The 16,296-nt window shown below is 69.1% G+C and carries 10 protein-coding genes; 5 read left to right on the top strand and 5 right to left on the bottom strand.

What is annotated here, in order from left to right:
• Nucleotides 1-1,857, bottom strand: a complete 1,857-nt coding sequence (locus ACJ8AT_RS20265; protein ID WP_407739414.1) for a cytochrome c3 family protein — start codon at nucleotides 1,855-1,857, stop codon at nucleotides 1-3.
• Between the two features lie 479 nt (nucleotides 1,858-2,336).
• Here ACJ8AT_RS20265 and ACJ8AT_RS20260 point away from each other — a divergent pair, with 479 nt between their 5' ends.
• A complete protein-coding gene (locus ACJ8AT_RS20260) occupies nucleotides 2,337-9,131 on the top strand; it encodes a S8 family serine peptidase (RefSeq protein WP_407739413.1) in 6,795 nt (2,264 codons plus the stop codon).
• Between the two features lie 210 nt (nucleotides 9,132-9,341).
• Complete coding sequence (locus ACJ8AT_RS20255) at nucleotides 9,342-9,725, top strand: hypothetical protein (RefSeq protein WP_407739412.1); 384 nt, start codon at nucleotides 9,342-9,344, stop codon at nucleotides 9,723-9,725.
• Between the two features lie 67 nt (nucleotides 9,726-9,792).
• On the opposite strand, the gene ggt is transcribed toward ACJ8AT_RS20255, so the two are convergent.
• Nucleotides 9,793-11,670, bottom strand: a complete 1,878-nt coding sequence (gene ggt, locus ACJ8AT_RS20250; RefSeq protein WP_407739411.1) for a gamma-glutamyltransferase — start codon at nucleotides 11,668-11,670, stop codon at nucleotides 9,793-9,795.
• 129 nt (nucleotides 11,671-11,799) lie between these two features.
• Between ggt and ACJ8AT_RS20245 the strand changes: the two genes are divergently transcribed.
• A complete protein-coding gene (locus tag ACJ8AT_RS20245) occupies nucleotides 11,800-12,234 on the top strand; it encodes a putative toxin-antitoxin system toxin component, PIN family (protein WP_407739410.1) in 435 nt (144 codons plus the stop codon).
• A gap of 20 nt (nucleotides 12,235-12,254) precedes the next feature.
• Here ACJ8AT_RS20245 and ACJ8AT_RS20240 read toward each other — a convergent pair whose 3' ends face one another.
• Both ACJ8AT_RS20240 and ACJ8AT_RS20235 read right to left on the bottom strand, forming a co-directional pair.
• Nucleotides 12,255-13,583 carry an NAD(P)/FAD-dependent oxidoreductase gene (locus ACJ8AT_RS20240; RefSeq protein ID WP_407739409.1) on the bottom strand — a complete coding sequence of 443 codons (1,329 nt, stop codon included), beginning with the start codon at nucleotides 13,581-13,583 and terminating at the stop codon, nucleotides 12,255-12,257.
• Nucleotides 13,584-13,736: 153 nt separating this feature from the next.
• On the bottom strand, nucleotides 13,737-14,813 hold the full coding sequence (locus ACJ8AT_RS20235; RefSeq protein ID WP_407739408.1) for an MBL fold metallo-hydrolase: 1,077 nt from the start codon (nucleotides 14,811-14,813) through the stop codon (nucleotides 13,737-13,739).
• 168 nt (nucleotides 14,814-14,981) lie between these two features.
• Between ACJ8AT_RS20235 and ACJ8AT_RS20230 the strand changes: the two genes are divergently transcribed.
• Together ACJ8AT_RS20230 and ACJ8AT_RS20225 are read left to right on the top strand one after the other, a co-directional pair.
• A complete protein-coding gene (locus ACJ8AT_RS20230; protein ID WP_407739407.1) occupies nucleotides 14,982-15,446 on the top strand; it encodes an SRPBCC family protein in 465 nt (154 codons plus the stop codon).
• On the top strand, nucleotides 15,427-15,780 hold the full coding sequence (locus ACJ8AT_RS20225) for an ArsR/SmtB family transcription factor (protein ID WP_407739406.1): 354 nt from the start codon (nucleotides 15,427-15,429) through the stop codon (nucleotides 15,778-15,780). The genes ACJ8AT_RS20230 and ACJ8AT_RS20225 overlap by 20 nt, the downstream gene beginning before the upstream one ends.
• A 53-nt stretch (nucleotides 15,781-15,833) precedes the next feature.
• Here ACJ8AT_RS20225 and ACJ8AT_RS20220 read toward each other — a convergent pair whose 3' ends face one another.
• The gene (locus tag ACJ8AT_RS20220; RefSeq protein ID WP_407739405.1) at nucleotides 15,834-16,292 is read right to left on the bottom strand and encodes an SRPBCC family protein; all 459 of its coding nucleotides are present in this window, start codon (nucleotides 16,290-16,292) and stop codon (nucleotides 15,834-15,836) included.
• Nucleotides 16,293-16,296 lie beyond the last annotated feature (4 nt).

The raw sequence follows: 16,296 nt of genomic DNA, 5'->3' as shown, positions 1-16,296 counted from the left end.
TCACTCGCCTATTTGGATGGGAGGTTGTGCCGCGCGCTTCTGGAGGAGCTGCTCGACGACCGCTGGAACCGGCTCCAGCGCGGCGTCCAGCGGGACCGATGCGTCCGGGCGCGAAATATCACCCTTGTCCAGAGCCGCCCACCACTGCCGCCAGCGCTGCACCACCCGGGCCCGCTCCTCGGCGGAGGCCTGAGGCTCGAAGCGCGGCACCTGCGCCACCGAGGCCGCCAGCGCTGGCTTCGCCTCACCCGCTCGCGTCACCAGCGCCTCGAGCGAGAGCCACGCCAGGCGCCGGATGGAGGAGTAGTTGTCCTCCATGGCCTTCAGCAGGAAGGGCACGGCCCACAGCCGAGCCAGCGGCTGCGCCGTGTAGCTGCGCGTGTCTCCCAACGCCGTCGCCGCCACCGCCCGCTGCACCACGTCCCCCGCCAGGAGCGTCCGCACGCTCTCCGCCACCGCGAACGCCGGATCCGTGGGGAGTTCCTCCGGCGGTGGCTGCCCCTGCTGCTTGCGCAGGGACTCGGCCGCCCACGTCGCGCTCCGATCCGTGTGGCAGAGCGTGCACGCCTCGGGCATGTCGTAGCGCCACGCCCGCGAGGGATCCGGCGTCTGGATGCGGTGCGTGGGGTGGATCCGCATGATGCCGTACGCCAGCTTCGGCATGTGGCAGGAGTAGCAGTCGGTGCCCGAGGAGCCCTCGCGATGCCGGCTGTGCTCGGCGGCCCGGGCCACGATGTCCGCGTGGCAGCCCTGGCAGGCCGCGGGCCCGCGCTTCTCCTGGGTGATCATCCCCTTGGGGTCTCCGCCGTGCATGGTGTGGCAGTGCTGGCACGTGAGCCCGCCGCGCTGAAAGTCCTTGGACATCAGCAGCCCCTGGTACTCGTACGCGGTCAGCCGCGGCGTCCCGTCCTTCCAGAAGCGCAGCGACACATCCACCCCCTGCAGGTGGCTGTCGCGGTAGAGCGGCTGCGTGTAGCGGGAGAGATCCTCCCCCGCGGTGTACGGATCTCCCTCGGACAGGAACTGACGGATGCGATCGATCGGAGACGGCATGCGCTGCCCATGGCAGTGGCCGCAGACCTGGATCCGCCGCAGCGGCTCCAGGCGCATCGGGTCGACGATCGAGAGATCCTCCGCGCCCGAGTAGTGCAGGTAGTAGCGGCGCAGCGGGAAGCGGTTGCGCGCGGCGTGCTCCGTGCCCGGCCCATGGCAGGCCTCGCAGGAGATGCCCAGCTCCGCCACGTGGCTGTCGAACCGGGCCCGGTCCCAGTCGTAGCCCGGCCGCGGCTTCACGTTGTGACAGAAGATGCAGTTGGCGTCCCACAGCGCGCGGTGGGTGTTGAAGTCCATCCCGTCCGGATCCAGGAAGCCACCGGCCAGGTGGAACCAGCGCTTGCCCTCGATGTCCCACGCCAGCGGCAGCCGGATGTACCGGTCTCCCTCGTGCACCAGGTACTGCTGCACGCGCCGCGAGCCCACGGTGCGCACCACCTCCTGGCGCCGCAGGTGGCCCTGCCCGTCCAGCGTCTCGATGAAGAAGCGCTCGCCCTCGCGCAGGAAGCGGGACGTCACGCCCTCGAAGGTGAAGCTCACCCCGCTGAAGTCCCCCACCACCGTGGTGGGCAGCGCCTCCTGCGTCATTGTCCGGTGGAAGGTGCGGCGCCAGCTCTCGTAATGATCCGGGTGGCACGGCTGGCACGAGGCAGCGCCCGTGTACGAGACGGGCGCCAGCGGCACCGGAGTGCGCACCTCGGCGGCGGTGGCCCGGAGCGCAAGCCCAGCCACGATCGCCACAACCCCGAGGCCCAGCCCCCAGGCGACATAGGGGCTGCGGAGGCGCGCTGCCACCGGCTTCATCGCCCGATGCATAGGCGCTTCACGCTGTCGAGTCGACCTCCGTCTCCGTAGCAAGGCCGCTCGCCTGCACAGCCAGACGTCCCCGCCACCGGTCCGGGAGGGAGGCCCTCATCTCCCAGCGGATTCTCATGATCCGAGAACCGCCCTGTGGGCAGGGCCTCTTACGTCAAGAAACCGTTTTCCCCGGATCTTTCGGGACCACAAAATTTGTCGACGATTTGAAACTTCTCATCTCGTTGTGCTACCTCGTCAACAGCTCGAAGTGGGTGTTCGACATACGCGGCCACCCATTTCACCGGATCCACATCGAGCGCGTGTGGGGCTCCGCTCACCGCCGCGCTCGCATGTCGGGGCAAAACACAATGAAACAACGAGTAAACCGGCTGCCCAGCGTTGGGCTGCGAGCCGCGAGCACGCGAGTGCTCGGACTGGTCGGAATGATGTCCCTGCTCGCCTGCGAAGGCGCGGGGAATGCGCCCATGCAGCGTGAGGCCGAGGAGGCTCGCCCGAGCTCCGCGACCCATAAGGTGCAGCTCACCCAGGAGCAGGCCAAGCAGCTTGAGGAGCGCGGCGTCCACGCCGAGCTCATCGGCGACTACGGCGCCTTCAAGGTGATGAAGGTCGATGAGCAGGTGCTGGCGACGCTGCCCGCGGAGGCCCAGCGCGATGACTACAACCAGATCCTGCTGAACGCGGGTGTGATCGACACCGCGTCGGCGCACGGGCAGTCGCTGCGCGGCATCAAGCAGGACGCCACGGGCAAGCGCCTCCACATCGTGCAGTTCAACGGCCCCATCAAGCCCGAGTGGGTGACGGAGCTCGAGTCCACCGGCGTCAAGGTGGTCACGTACATCCCCAACAACGCCTACATCGTCTATGGCGACGCGCAGGCGATGACGGGCCTGCAGCGGGAGGTCACCGCCGCCAACTCGTTCATCCAGTGGGACGGCGCCTACCTGGATGACTACAAGCTCAACCCCGCCATCAACACCGTCAAGACGAAGACCTACGCCATCCAGCTGGTCAAGGATGCCGAGGCCAACGGCCCGACGCTCGATCTCATCCGCAACCTCGAGTCGCGCAATGGGACGATCCGGGAGGTGCTGGACTACGTGAACGTGGTGGCCGACCTGAAGGAGAAGGATCTCTACGAGATCGCCACCCGTCCGGACGTGCTGTCCATCATGCCGCGCCCCACGCCGAAGAAGCTCGACGAGCGGCAGGACATGATCATCTCCGGCAACCTGAATGGGAACCTCCCCACGGGCCCGGGCTACCTGCAGTGGCTGGCGAACAAGGGCTTCACCCAGGCCCAGTTCACCGCGTCCGGCTTCGGCGTGGACGTGAGCGACAGCGGCATGGACAACGGCACGCAGACGCCGAACCACTTCGGCCTGTACACGGGCGGCAGCTACAGCAGCCCCAGCCGCGTGGTGTACAACCGCCTCGAGGGCACGCCGAACTCCGGCAGCACCATCCAGGGCTGCGACGGCCACGGCAACCTGAACACGCACATCGTCGCGGGCTACTCCAACAAGACCGCGGCGCCGTTCACGGACACCACGGGCTTCACCCACGGCCTGGGCGTGGCGCCCTTCGTGAAGGTGGGCTCCTCGGTGGTGTTCGATCCGGACACCTTCACGGATCCCGTGTACGCCGACCTGCAGTCGCGCGCGTACCGCGACGGCATGCGCATCAGCACCAACAGCTGGGGCGCCAGCTCCAACCTGTACGACGCGGATGCGCAGGCGTACGACGCGCTGGTGCGTGACGCGCAGCCGTCCGGCTCCGCGGTGCCCAACGCGGGCAACCAGGAGATGGTCATCGTGTTCGCCGCCGGCAACTCCGGTTCTGCCGCCAACACGGTGGGCACGCCTGGCACCGCGAAGAACATCATCACCGTGGGCGCCTCCGAGAACGTCCGGGCCTTTGGCGCCGCGGACCTCTGCGGTATCGCCGACACCGGCGCGGACAGCGCCAACGACATCATCAGCTTCTCCAGCCGCGGTCCCGCCTCGGACGGCCGCAAGAAGCCGGAGATCGTCGCCCCGGGCACGCACGTCTCCGGTGGCGTGGCGCAGGTGGACACCCAGCGCTCCGACACCCCGGCCAACCCGAACGGCCAGGCGCTCTCGTGCTTCGACGCCGGCGGCGTGTGCGGCGGCCCCAACAACAACTTCTACCCGGTGGGCCAGCAGTGGTACACGGCCTCCTCCGGTACCAGCCACTCGACCCCGGCCGTGGCCGGCGGCGCCGCGCTGGTGCGCCAGTACTTCATCAACCAGAACGTCGCCCCGCCGAGCGCGGCGATGACCAAGGCGTACCTGATGAACTCCGCCCGCTACATGACGGGCGTGGGCGCCAACGACAGCCTCTGGTCCAACAGCCAGGGCATGGGCCTGATGGACCTGGGCATGGCCTTCGACGGCATCCCGCGCCTGCTGGATGACGAGAACCCGGCCAGCCTCTTCACGGCCACCGGCCAGACCCGCACCTTCAGCGGAGTGGTCGCGGACTCCAACAAGCCCTTCCGCGTCACCCTGGCGTGGACGGACGCGCCGGGCGCCACCTCCGGCAGCGCGTGGAAGAACAACCTGGACCTGAGCGTCACGGTCGGCGGCAACACCTACAAGGGCAACGTCTTCACCGGCGCCAACTCGGTCGTCGGCGGCACGGCGGACGCCTCGAACAACGCGGAGAGCGTGTTCCTGCCCGCGGGCACCACCGGTGCGTACACCGTCACGGTGACGGCGGCGAACATCAACTCGGACGGCGTGCCGGGCAACAGCTCCGCGCTGGATCAGGACTTCGCGCTCGTCGCGTACAACAGCTGCACCGCCGCGGCTCCTCCCGTCTCCGGTACGACCGCCGTCGCCAACGGCAACAACCAGATTGACGTGTCGTGGGCCCCGAACGGCTCTGCCTCGTACAACATCTACCGCTCCACCACCGCGGGCGGTCCCTACACCCGCGTGAATCAGCAACCCGTGACGAGCTCGCCGTACCAGGACAAGGGCGTCTCGGGCAGCACCACCTACTACTACGTGGTGCGCGCGGTGCAGTGCGCCGAGTCCGTGAACTCCAACGAGGCCTCCGCCACCGCCACCGGTCTGTGCAAGCTGCCGCCCACCTTCGCGGGCCTGACCAACGCGAACAACGGCGCGCAGTCCACCTGCACCGACACGCTGACGTGGGCCGCGGCCACGCCGATCTGCGGCGGGACGCTGAGCTACTCGGTCTACCGCAGCACCACGCCGGGCTTCACCCCGTCGATCGCCAACAAGATCGCCACGGGCATCACCAGCACCAGCTTCAACGACAACCTGAACGTGGCCATGGGCAGCACGTACTACTACGTGGTGCGCGCCACCGAGACGAGCAACGCCACCAACGAGGACACCAACACCGTCCAGAAGTCGGCCTCGCCCACCGGTACGATCACCCCGGGCGTGAACTACTTCGACGACTTCGACGGCAACCGCCCGGCGAACGCCTCCTCGTACTGGATCGCCACCACCCAGAGCGGCACCTCGGGCACGATCAACCTCACCTCGGGCTGCCACTACCAGTCGGCCAACACGTCGTACCGCTGGGGCGCTGCGGCCACCACGTGCGGCGGCACCTACCCGGTCAGCACCACGGCCACGCTGTCCCTGGGCGGCAGCGGCGCGGTGGCGGGCATCAACGGCTTCTCCATCCCGTCCACGGCCAACAACAACCCGTCGATGACGTTCAACCTCTGGTACATCATCGAGAGCGGGTACGACGGGGCCTGGCTGGTCTACAGCACCACGGGCTCGGCGGGTCCGTGGACCAACGTGGGTGACTCGGTCTCCACCACGGCGCCGTACATCACGGCGGGTGGCTACGACGGCACGCTCAACAGCAGCACCACCACGCGGATCTGGACGGGCGCGCCCGCCGCCGCGGGTGGCGCCAACGGCGCGCTGAAGCCGGTCACCGTGAACCTGAGCCCGATCGTGGGCCAGAAGGTGTGGTTCGGCTTCAAGTTCTCGGCGGACTTCACCGTCAACAAGGAGGGCTTCTACGTCGACGACGTGCGCATCCTCGCGCAGACGTACCAGACGTGCTCCACCAACACGCCTCCGCCGGGCCCGGCCGTCTCGTACACGCTCTCCGGCCTGCCCGCCACGATTGGCGCGGGTGCTCCGGTGAGCCTCACCCTCACGGCGCTGGATTCGGTCGGCCAGACGGCGACCGGCTACAACGGGACCGCCACGATCACCAGCACGGACGCGCAGGCGCAACTGCCGGCCAACGTGTCCTTCACCGCGGGTGTCGCGTCGGGCGTGAACCTGTCCTTCCGGACGCTGGGCACGCAGTCCATCACCGTGACGGATACGGCGACCCCGGCGATCACCGCCAGTGGTAGCACCAGCGTGACGCCGGGTGCTCCGGCCGCGCTGAAGTTCCTCACGCAGCCCGCCGCCAGCACCAAGGCCGGTAACACGTTCTCCCCGGCCGTGGGCCTGACCGACCAGTTCGGCAACGCGATCACCACGGGCAACATCCCCGTCACCATCGCCCTGGGCGCAAACCCGGGCAATGGCACGCTGAGCGGAGTCACCACGGTGAGCGCCGTCAACGGCGTGGCCACGTTCAACCTGTCGCTCGACAAGGTGGCCCAGGGCTACACGTTGGTCGCCAGCTCTCCGGGCCTGACCGGCGCCACCAGCGCGGCGTTCGACATCATTCCGGGAGTGCCGGCGCAGCTGGCCATCCTCACCCAGCCCTCCACCGCTCAGGCGGGCGCGGCCATCAACCCGGCGGTCCAGGTCATCCTCCTGGACAAGTTCGGCAACACCACGAACGGCAATGACTTCGTCAGCGTGGGCGTGAGCACCAACCCGACCGGCGACAGGCCGTCCGGCACTCTCACGGTGCCAGCCGTGAATGGCGTGGCCACGTTCAGCGATCTGTCGTTCCAGAAGGTGGGCAGCGGCTACACGCTCGAGGCCGCCGCGAACGCGCTGACCAGTGTGATCAGCGATCCGTTCGACATCACCCCGGCCGATCCGTACAGCGTGGTCATCACCCGCCAGCCGAGCAGCATCGTGGCCGGCGCGACGATCACCCCGTCCGTCTCGGTCACCCTGCTGGATGCGTTCGGCAACGTCGCGACGCAGGCCACCAACTCGGTGGCGGTGTCGCTGGGGAACAACCCGACGGGCGCCAGCCTGCTGGGCACCACCACCGTGGCGACCTCGAAGGGTGAAGCGACCTTCGACGATCTGACGGTGGACCGCGTGGGTGCGAACTACACCCTGGTGGTGGGCAGCGAGGGCCTCTTCACGGCCACCAGCGTGGCCTTCAACGTCACGGTGGGTTCCGCGGCGCAGCTCGCCTTCACCTCTGCCCCCACGGGCAACGTGGGCTCCAACTCGCCCTTCACCGTGAAGGTGACGGTGCGGGATGCGAGCGGGAACGTGATCACCAACGCCACGGCGCCGGTGACGCTGTCGCTGGCCAACGCGCAGGGCGCCACGCTGAGCGGCACCCTGACGGCCAACCCCGTCAACGGCGTGGCCACCTTCACGGGCCTCACCGTGGACAAGGCGGGCACGGGCTACACGCTGCAGGCAGACGCTCCGGGGCTCACCTCCGCGACGTCCTCGGCCTTCGGCGTGACGGCGGGCTCTGCCACGAAGCTGGCCTTCCTCAGCCAGCCGCTCAACGGCACGGCGGGCGCGGCGCTGGCTCCGGCCATCCGCGTGGCGGTGCTGGATGCCCAGGGCAACACGGTGCAGGCCAACGCGACCATCTCGCTGGCGCTCGCCAGCAACGCGGCGGGCGGCACCCTGGGGGGCACGAAGACGGTGAACGCCATCAACGGCGTGGCCACCTTCGATGAGCTGACCATCGCCCGCGCGGCGACGGGCTATCAGCTCGTGGCCCACACGGCGAGCCTGACGGATGCCACCAGCGTGGCGTTCGACATCGCTCCGGCGGCGAAGGCGGCGCTGGCCTTCACGGTGCAGCCTGGCTCCGCCCAGGCGGGCGCGGTGATCAGCCCGGCGGTCCGGGTGTCCATCCTGGACGGCTTCGGCAACGTGGTGGCCAACGCCACGGACGCCGTCACGGTGGCCATCGGCAACAACCCGCGCAACGGCACGCTGTCTGGCACGAAGACGGTGAACGCCATCAACGGCGTGGCCACCTTCGCGGGCCTGTCGATCAACCGCAATGGCAAGGGCTACACGCTCGCGGCGAGCGCAGGTTCGCTCGCCGGGGCGACGAGCTCGGCGTTCGACATCACCCCGGGCAATGCTCCGAAGCTGGTCTTCCACACCACGCAGACCCAGGTGGCGGCGGGAGAGACGCTGACCTCGATCGAGGTGGAGCTGCAGGACGATACGGGCCAGGTGTTCACCGCCAGCACGGACACCGTGACGCTGAGCCTCGGCGACAACGCCGCGGGCGGTCAGCTCTACGGCACGCTCTCGGCCCCCGCCGTCAACGGCGTGGCGACGTTCGACGGGCTGTCCCTGCGCAAGGCCGGCAACGGCTACACGCTGGTGGCCAGCGCCCAGGGCTTCGCGGGTGCGACGAGCACCGCGTTCACCGTGGCGCCGGGTGCGCCGGCCAGCTACGCGCTGTCGCTCGTGCCGAGCATCACCGCGGGCCAGGAGGCCTCGCTGTCCGTCAAGGCGTATGACGCGTACGGCAACCTCGCCTCCAACTACGGTGGCGCGGCGAAGGTGACCAGCTCCGACGCGAAGGCCACCTACGCGGCCAACGCGCAGTTCGTCGAGGGCGTGCTGCAGGGCTTCAAGGTGATGTTCAAGTCGCCGGGCCTGCGCAGCATCACCGTGACGGACTCGGAGAAGGCCACGCTGACGAGCACGGTGGAGCTGAACGTCACCGCGTTCGCTCAGCCGACGGTGACGGTGACGGATCCGGCGGGCGGCACCACCGTCTCCGGCAAGGTCAGCATCTCCGTCAAGGGCGCGGTGGCTCCGGGCACCACGCTGGACAAGCTCTCCATCCTCGTGGATGGCGTGGAGATCGCCAGTGGCTCGGATGAGACGGTGAGCGGGAGCTGGGACAGCAGCAAGGCCCAGTCCGGCTCGCACATCATCACCGCCGTCATCACCGACGGCGCGGGCAACATGGCGGCCTCCGCTCCGGTGGTGGTCTCCATCGACGGCGGCTGCGGCTGCGGTGCTACCTCCAACACCGAGGCCGGCGTCTACCTGGGTCTGCTGGTCCTGGCGTGGTACGCGCTGGGTCGGCGCCGGGCGAAGGTGGCCTGAGCCATGACGCAAGGCCCCGGGCGCCTGTAGCGGGCGGCCCGGGGCGGAGCGGGCGGAGAAGCATGTTCCGCCCGTTCAGCTCGGAATCCAGCAGTTGACACGAATGCGCCGGCGCGGATCCTTCCCGCCGGCGCATTTGTTTTATGAGGTGAGGAGCGCCTGGCGGGGAGGCTCCCTTCCCTGCCCTGGCTCGGAGCAAGGAGGCACGTCATGGCGTTGCTGGCAGGCAAGCTGAGCGCGTGGGCGGCGGTCCTGGCCCTCACCGCGAGCCCGACGAAGACAGACAGTGCCGCCGCGCTGAAGCAGAGAGCGGATCAGCTCGCGAGAGAGGCGCGGGCGCTGGCGAAGCCGGCGGGGTGCAAGCAGGTGGAGGAGTGCGAGGTGGCGGGCTTCGGCCACAAGGCGTGTGGCGGCCCGCGCGAGTACATCGCCTATTGCTCGCGGACGACGGACGTGAAGGCGCTGCAGGGCAAGCTCGCGGAGCTCGAGCAGGCCGAGCAGGCCTGGCAGCAAGAGGCGCACATCATGTCCAACTGCGGCCTGACGCGAAGGCCGTTGCCCCGGCTGGAGGCGGGAGAGTGCCGAGCCCGGTGAGCCTCGGCGCACCGGGCGGGCAGTGAGCCCCAGCAGGCGGGTTAGACTAATGACGTTAGCGGGGGCCTCATCGAGCCGTTCCCTCGACGACCATGGCGCTGCCTCCGCCGCGGCGCTTGGGCTCGGCGACGGCCGTGAAGGTGCCGTCCGGGTTGACGCGGATGGCCGTGACGGCGCCAATGTCGTTGAGCCCAGGAAAGGGGCTCGCGTTGCCGAAGACGTGGCCCTTCTGCTTCAGCGCCGCCGCCTCGGGCGAGGCGCGGAACTCAGGCTCGGCCTGGCTCACGCCATCAGGCGAGTTGCGCTGCGAGACTCGCGGCGCCGCGACCGCCTCCAGCAGCGTCATGTGGAAGTCCAGGTAGTTCACCAGTGTCTGCAGCACGGTGGTGATGATGGTGCTGCCCCCGGGGCTGCCCAGCGCGAGCACCGGCACCCCGTCCTTGAACACCAGCGTGGGGGTGATGCTGCTGCGGGGGCGCTTGCCCGGCTCGGGGACGTTGGCGTGCGGGGCAGCGGGGTTCTTGGGCGCATCAAAGTCCGTCAGCTCGTTGTTGAGCAGGAACCCGTAGCCCGGGACCACGATGCCGTCACCGCCCTCGAACTCGATGGTGCACGTGTACGTGACGATGTTGCCCGCCTTGTCCGCGGTGGTGATGTGCGTGGTCTCCCGGTCCGGCGCGGCCAGGTCCAGCGACGCCAGCGCCGTCTGGCTCATGGCGGCGGACAGGGCGTCCGCGGTCCGAGGCGAGCTCGGATCCTGCTGATAGGCGAAGGGGTTGCCCGCGGGCGACTCGTGCAGCGTGGCCTTCTCGGGATCGATCGCCTTGCGGCGCTCGGCTGCAAAGTCCTTGGAGAGCAGCCCGGCGGTGGGCACGTCCACGTACTCCGGGTCGGCCACGTAGACGGTGCGGTCCGCGAAGGACAGGCGCGAGGCCTCCAGGTAGCGGTGGAGGAAGTCCGCCCGGCTCATGGAGGCCGGATCATCGCCCTCGAGGATGTTCAGCGCCTCGGCCACGGCCAGCCCGCCGCTGGTGGGCGGGCCCATGCCGTAGATCGTGTAGCCCCGGTAGGTGCTCTGCACCGGCTCGCGGATGCGCGCCTCATAGTCCCGCAGATCCGAGAGCTGCATCACCCCCGAGCGCACCTTGCGCGGAGCCCCCGGCGCCATGGGCGGCTTCGCCAGCGTGTCCACGATGGCCTGGGCGATCTCCCCTTGGTAGAAGGCCTGGCTGCCGCCCTCGGCCACCCGCCGATACGTCTTCCCCATGTCCGGGTTGGTGAAGAGGGAGCCCACGGGAGTCGGCTTGCCATCGGCCGGCAGGTAGACCCGAGCCGTGCTGGAGAACTGCTTGAAGCGCTCGGCGTTGCGCGAGGTCTGCTCGAAGAAGGTCTGATCCACCTCGAAGCCGCCCTCGGCGACGCGGATCGCGGGCTGGAGCACCTCGTTCAATCCGCGCGTGCCATAGCGCGACAGGGCCGCCTCCCAGCCTCGCACCATGCCCGGCACCCCCGCGGACAGCCCGCTGGTCAGCAGCTCCGGGAAGGGGATGGGTGCGCCGTTCTCGTAGAACAGCTCCCGGTGCATGGCTCGGGGAGCCGTCTCCCGGTGGTCCACGGTGACAACACGCTTCTCGTTGGCCAGGTAGATGACCATGAAGCCGCCGCCGCCAATGCCGCAGGAGTACGGATCCGTCACCCCGAGCACGGCCGACGCGGCCACCGCCGCATCGACCGCGTTGCCGCCGCCCTTGAGGAGCTCGATGGCGGCCGCCGTGGCGCGCACATCCACCGTGGCCGCCGCGCCACCGCGCCCGGTGGCCTCGGGCGTCACGGGCGGAGTGGGAACAGGCGAGGCAGAAGCCGCCGAAGCCGAGGCCGCCTTGTCGTGCGAACAGGCGACGGACAGCAGCAATCCGGTACACACCGAGAGGAAGAGTCTGCGCATGGGGGTCCTGTCGAGATGACTGGGCCCTACCCTACCCCGCTCGCGCGCCCCGGGAAGAGGCAGATGCGGCATGCTGCAAAACCGGACATGCCTCCCCCCTCCTCGCCCCCGCTCTCATTCCCTCTGCCCGTGGTCCTCGACACCAACGTGGTCCTGGACGTGCTGGTGTTCGATGATCCTGTGACTCGCCCGCTGGGCGCGGGCCTGAGAGGAGGCGCGCTCGTCGCGTGGGCTGACGGCGACACCCTGCTGGAGCTGGAGCGAGTCCTTCCCCTGCCCGCCTTCAAGCTGGCGGAGCCAGCGCGGCGAGAGGTCTTCGCCCGCTACCGGAGCCTCGTGCGTCTCGCCCCCGAGTCGCCCTCTGCGCCCGTCCCCGAGCTGCCTCGGTGCCGAGACCGTGACGACCAGAAGTTCCTGCTGCTCACGGCCCAGGTGGGCGCCGCATGGCTCGTGAGCAAGGACAAGCGGGTCCTCTCCCTGGCCGATCGCCACGGCCTGCCGTTCGAGATCCTCACGCCCAGGCAGGCCGCGCAGCGGCTCCAGCTCGCGCGGGCCACCGAGTGAAGGGGTAACGCTCCGAGGCCTCAGTGCGCGGGGAGCTCCTGCTGGCTCCTTGGGGCCACGGCAGCCGAGGACGAGATCGGCGGCAGCTCATGGTGCACGCCGCCGGTGATGAGCCGCACCTCGCGACGCCGGGTGAAGAAGTAGTAGGTCCACTCGAGCATCACCGAGACGCGGTTGCGGAAGCCAATCAGGAAGAAGACGTGGATGCCCGCCCACGCGAGGTAGGCCGGCCACCCGCTCAGCTTGAGCTTCTCGCGGAGGGTGACCCCCACGGCCGCGCCACGCCCGATGACGGCGAACGAGCCCCGATCGTTGTAGCGGAAGGGCAGGAGCGATTGCCCTCGCAACCGGCGGAGGATGTTCTTCGCCACGTGCTTGCCCATCTGCATGGCCGCTGGAGCCACACCGGGCACCGGGCGGCCCTCCTGCTGGATCGAAGCCACGTCCCCGATGACGAAGAGGTCCTCGTGCCCCGGCACCGTCAGCGTGGGCTCCACCTTGACCCGGCCCGCCTTATCGAGCGGCACACCCAGCGAGCGCATCAGCGGAGAGGCCGCCACCCCCGCTCCCCAGAGCACCGTATGGGCCTGGATGCGGGTGTTGCCAATCTGCACGCCCGTGGCATCCACGCCCGTCACCATCGCGCCCGTGTGCACCTCCACCCCGCGCTCGGCCAGATCCCGCTGGGTACGGGCAGAGAGTGGCTCCGGATACTGGGTGAGCACGCGCGGCAGCCCCTCGACGAGCAGGATGCGGGCCCGGGTGGGATCGATGCGGCGGAACTCCTTGCGCAGCGTGATGTGGGTCAGATCCGCGAGCGCTCCCGCCAGCTCCACGCCGGTGGCGCCTCCGCCGATGACGACGAAGGTGAGCCACTCCTGCTGGCGAGCCGGATCCTGCTCGCGCTCGGCGGCCTCGAAGGCCAGCAGCACGCGGCGACGGATCTCCAGCGCGTCGTCGATCGTCTTCAACCCGGGAGCGTGCTCGGCCCACTCGGGGTGTCCGAAATAGGAGTGCGTGGCTCCGGTGGCGAGCACGAGCAGATCATAGGGCAGCTCGCCCGCGTCGCAGACAACCACCTTGCGGGCCGCGTCGATGGAGCGAGCCTCGGCCAGGAGCACGGTGGTGTTGGGGCTGCGCAGCACGGTGCGGATGGGAGCCGTGATGTCCGCGGGGCTCAACACGGAGGTGGCCACCTGGTAGAGCAGCGGCTGGAAGAGGTGATGGTTGTAGCGGTCCACGACGGTGACTTGCACCGGCGCACGGCTCAAGGCGCGCGCGGCCAGCAACCCGCCGAAGCCCGCTCCCACAATCACCACGCGCGGTTCCTGTTCCATCGAGCGTTTCATGGGAGAAAGGTAGGGAGTCCCCGCGGAATAGCAGTGGGAGTACCGCTCCAAGCTCGCACGCCGCTCAGGGAGGAATGCGCGCACCTGGCTGCCCCGCCCTACCCCTCCTCGGGCTGGCTTGTCATGGCTCGCTTCCTCGGCAGCAGACTGTCCCTATCCGCCTGTCACGGGCCGCAGGGACAGCGCTGGCGCGCCCACCTCGCGCCACCAGTGCGTGGGCTGCTCCACATGGGCAGGCTCGATGGCGGCGCCCAGCCGAGGGGTGAGCAACCGCACGCGCTGCTCGGAGGCCAGCCGCACGAGCATCTCGGCCGGCTCGTCCCACGCGTGCAGGGCCAGGTTGAAGGTGCCCCAGTGGATGGGCATCAGCGTGCCGCCCCCAAGCATCGCGTGCGCCTTGAGGGCGTTCTCCGGCCCCAGGTGGATGCCACCCCAGCTCGGGTGGAACGCGCCCACCTCGAGCATCACCAGATCAAAGGGGCCGTGCCGCTGGCGGATCTCCTCGAACTCCGTGGTCAGCCCGGTGTCGCCGCTGAAGAAGAGGCGGTGCTTGTCGGTCGTCAGCACCCAGGAGGCCCAGAGCGTGTGGTTCCGATCGCCGAGGCCTCGCCCGGAGAAGTGCTGCGCGGGCGCCGCCGTGAAGCCCACGGGCCCCACGCGGGTCTGCTCCCACCAGTCCAGCTCGGTGATCAACTCCGGTGCCACCCCGAAGGACTCGAGGCGCGCCCCCACGCCCAGCGCGGTGACGAACGGCACGCGCAGCTTCGCGAGTGCCTCAATGGTAGGGCGGCAGAGATGATCGTAGTGATCATGAGACACCAGCACTGCATCCAACGGGGGCAGCGCATCGAGGGGCACCGGCGCGGGGTGGAAGCGCTTCGGTCCGGCGAAGGACATCGGAGAGGCCCGCTCGCCCCAGACCGGATCCGTGAGGATGCGAGCGCCATCCACTTCCAGGAGCAGCGTGCTGTGGCCGAGCCATGTCACGCGAAAGCCGCTGTCCGGCTTGCGGCCCCACGTATCCAGCGGGTTCTCCAGCGGCAGCGCCCCCGGCGGCGTGCGCTGCGATCCCTTGAAGAAGTACTCACCGAGCAACGGCAGCGGGCTGCCCTGAAGGCCCGGCTTCACGGGCGCCGTGTTGCGGAAGAGACCGTCCGCGAACTGCCGGGAGGCGCGCGCTCGCTCGAGTCTCAGCCCTGCAAGAAGTCCATCGCGGCGGGAGGAAGGCATGCCTCCTGTCTAATCGCCTCGGGGCGGGGAAGAAAGCCCCCCTCGCCCCGCCTGGGAGCGCGGTGTGCCATGGCCACGAGCGGCTGTAGAGGGACTCGGGACACGCAACTTACGGGTTGCATATTGGGACGGGGCGCGGTATCTCTACATGCAACCAGGAGGTTGCACATGGCTACTTCGAGCACAGATCGGATTGAAAAGAGAATCGAGCTTCGCGCCCCCGTCGCGCGTGTCTGGCGGGCCCTCACCCACCACGAGGAGTTCGGCCAATGGTTCGGCGTGAAGATCGAGCAGCCCTTCGCTCCCGGAGCGAGGACGCGGGGGCACATCACCCACCCCGGCTACGAGCACCTCACCATGGAGGTCACCGTTCAAGCGATGGAGAACGAGCGGCGCTTCTCCTTCCACTGGCACCCCTACGCGGTGGATCCGAAGATCGACTATTCCAAGGAGCCGCCCACGCTCGTGGAGTTCGTGCTGGAGAAGACGCCCACCGGAACGGTGCTGCTCGTCACGGAGTCGGGCTTCGACGCGATTCCGCTGGCCCGGCGTGCCGAGGCGTTCCGGATGAACGAGGGCGGCTGGACTCAACAGGTGAAGAACATCGAGGCCCATGTCCGCTCAGCCGCATAGTGGCGCCGTGAGCGCCGCGAAGCTGCGCGCTCACGCTCCCGTGTTCGCGGCGCTGGGAGACGAGACACGGCTGGCGCTGGTCGCCAAGCTGTCGAGTGGAGCCTCCCTGTCCATCACCGAGCTGACGACTGGCGCCAGCGTCACGCGTCAGGCGATCACCAAGCACCTCCGGGTCCTGGAGGAAGCGGGGCTCGTCCATGGCGTGCGGCGAGGCCGCGAGAGCCGCTACCAGCTGTCGCCCGAGCCGCTGGAAGAAGCGCGCCGGGTGCTGAACCTCATCTCACAGCAGTGGGATCACGCGCTGGCACGGCTGAAGGCATTCGTCGAGGAGTGAGGGACGGCTCACGCGGGCGGCTGGGAGAGCTCAAGCCGGAGCCACGGCGCGTCCTAGCCCGCCTCGACGAGCGCCGCGAGCTTATCGAGTGACAACCGCCAGCCGAGCTCGTTGTCGGCGGGCTGTAGGCCGCGCGGGAGCCCGTCGTGCACGGCGAGGATGTCGGTGCCTCCGTCTGCGTCGATGAGCGAGATCGTGATCGTCATCTCGCCGCGCAGCGCGGGATCTGCCGTCTCGAACTCGACCACCTCGACCACCTGCTCGTTCGGCACGAGCTTCACGAAGCGGCCATGGTGCGTGTCGGTGTGCGCGCTCGTTTTGCCGGTCCCGGTGGGCGCGTCGTACGTGAGTGAGATCCGGAACGCGCCACCTTCGCGGGCGTCGAACGCATGCACATGGCTGGTCATGCCAGTCGGCACCATCCACGTCGCGACCTCGCGCGCATCGAGAAGCGCTCGGTAGACGCGTGCGCGGGGCGCATTCACGTGACGACGGATGCGGGTCGAGCTCATGCCC

Source organism: Hyalangium sp. (assembly GCF_045802625.1).
Lineage (GTDB): Bacteria > Myxococcota > Myxococcia > Myxococcales > Myxococcaceae > Hyalangium.
This window is presented reverse-complemented; position numbering and strand designations above follow the sequence as displayed.

Coding starts and splice junctions, on each gene's coding strand:
- ACJ8AT_RS20235 (WP_407739408.1), bottom strand. CDS start 14,813: ATGCCTTCCTCCCGCCGCGATGGACTTCTTGCAGGGCTGAGACTCGAG.
- ACJ8AT_RS20265 (WP_407739414.1), bottom strand. CDS start 1,857: ATGAAGCCGGTGGCAGCGCGCCTCCGCAGCCCCTATGTCGCCTGGGGG.
- ACJ8AT_RS20230 (WP_407739407.1), top strand. CDS start 14,982: ATGGCTACTTCGAGCACAGATCGGATTGAAAAGAGAATCGAGCTTCGC.
- ACJ8AT_RS20225 (WP_407739406.1), top strand. CDS start 15,427: ATGTCCGCTCAGCCGCATAGTGGCGCCGTGAGCGCCGCGAAGCTGCGC.
- ACJ8AT_RS20240 (WP_407739409.1), bottom strand. CDS start 13,583: ATGAAACGCTCGATGGAACAGGAACCGCGCGTGGTGATTGTGGGAGCG.
- ACJ8AT_RS20260 (WP_407739413.1), top strand. CDS start 2,337: ATGCAGCGTGAGGCCGAGGAGGCTCGCCCGAGCTCCGCGACCCATAAG.
- ggt (WP_407739411.1), bottom strand. CDS start 11,670: ATGCGCAGACTCTTCCTCTCGGTGTGTACCGGATTGCTGCTGTCCGTC.
- ACJ8AT_RS20220 (WP_407739405.1), bottom strand. CDS start 16,292: ATGAGCTCGACCCGCATCCGTCGTCACGTGAATGCGCCCCGCGCACGC.
- ACJ8AT_RS20255 (WP_407739412.1), top strand. CDS start 9,342: ATGGCGTTGCTGGCAGGCAAGCTGAGCGCGTGGGCGGCGGTCCTGGCC.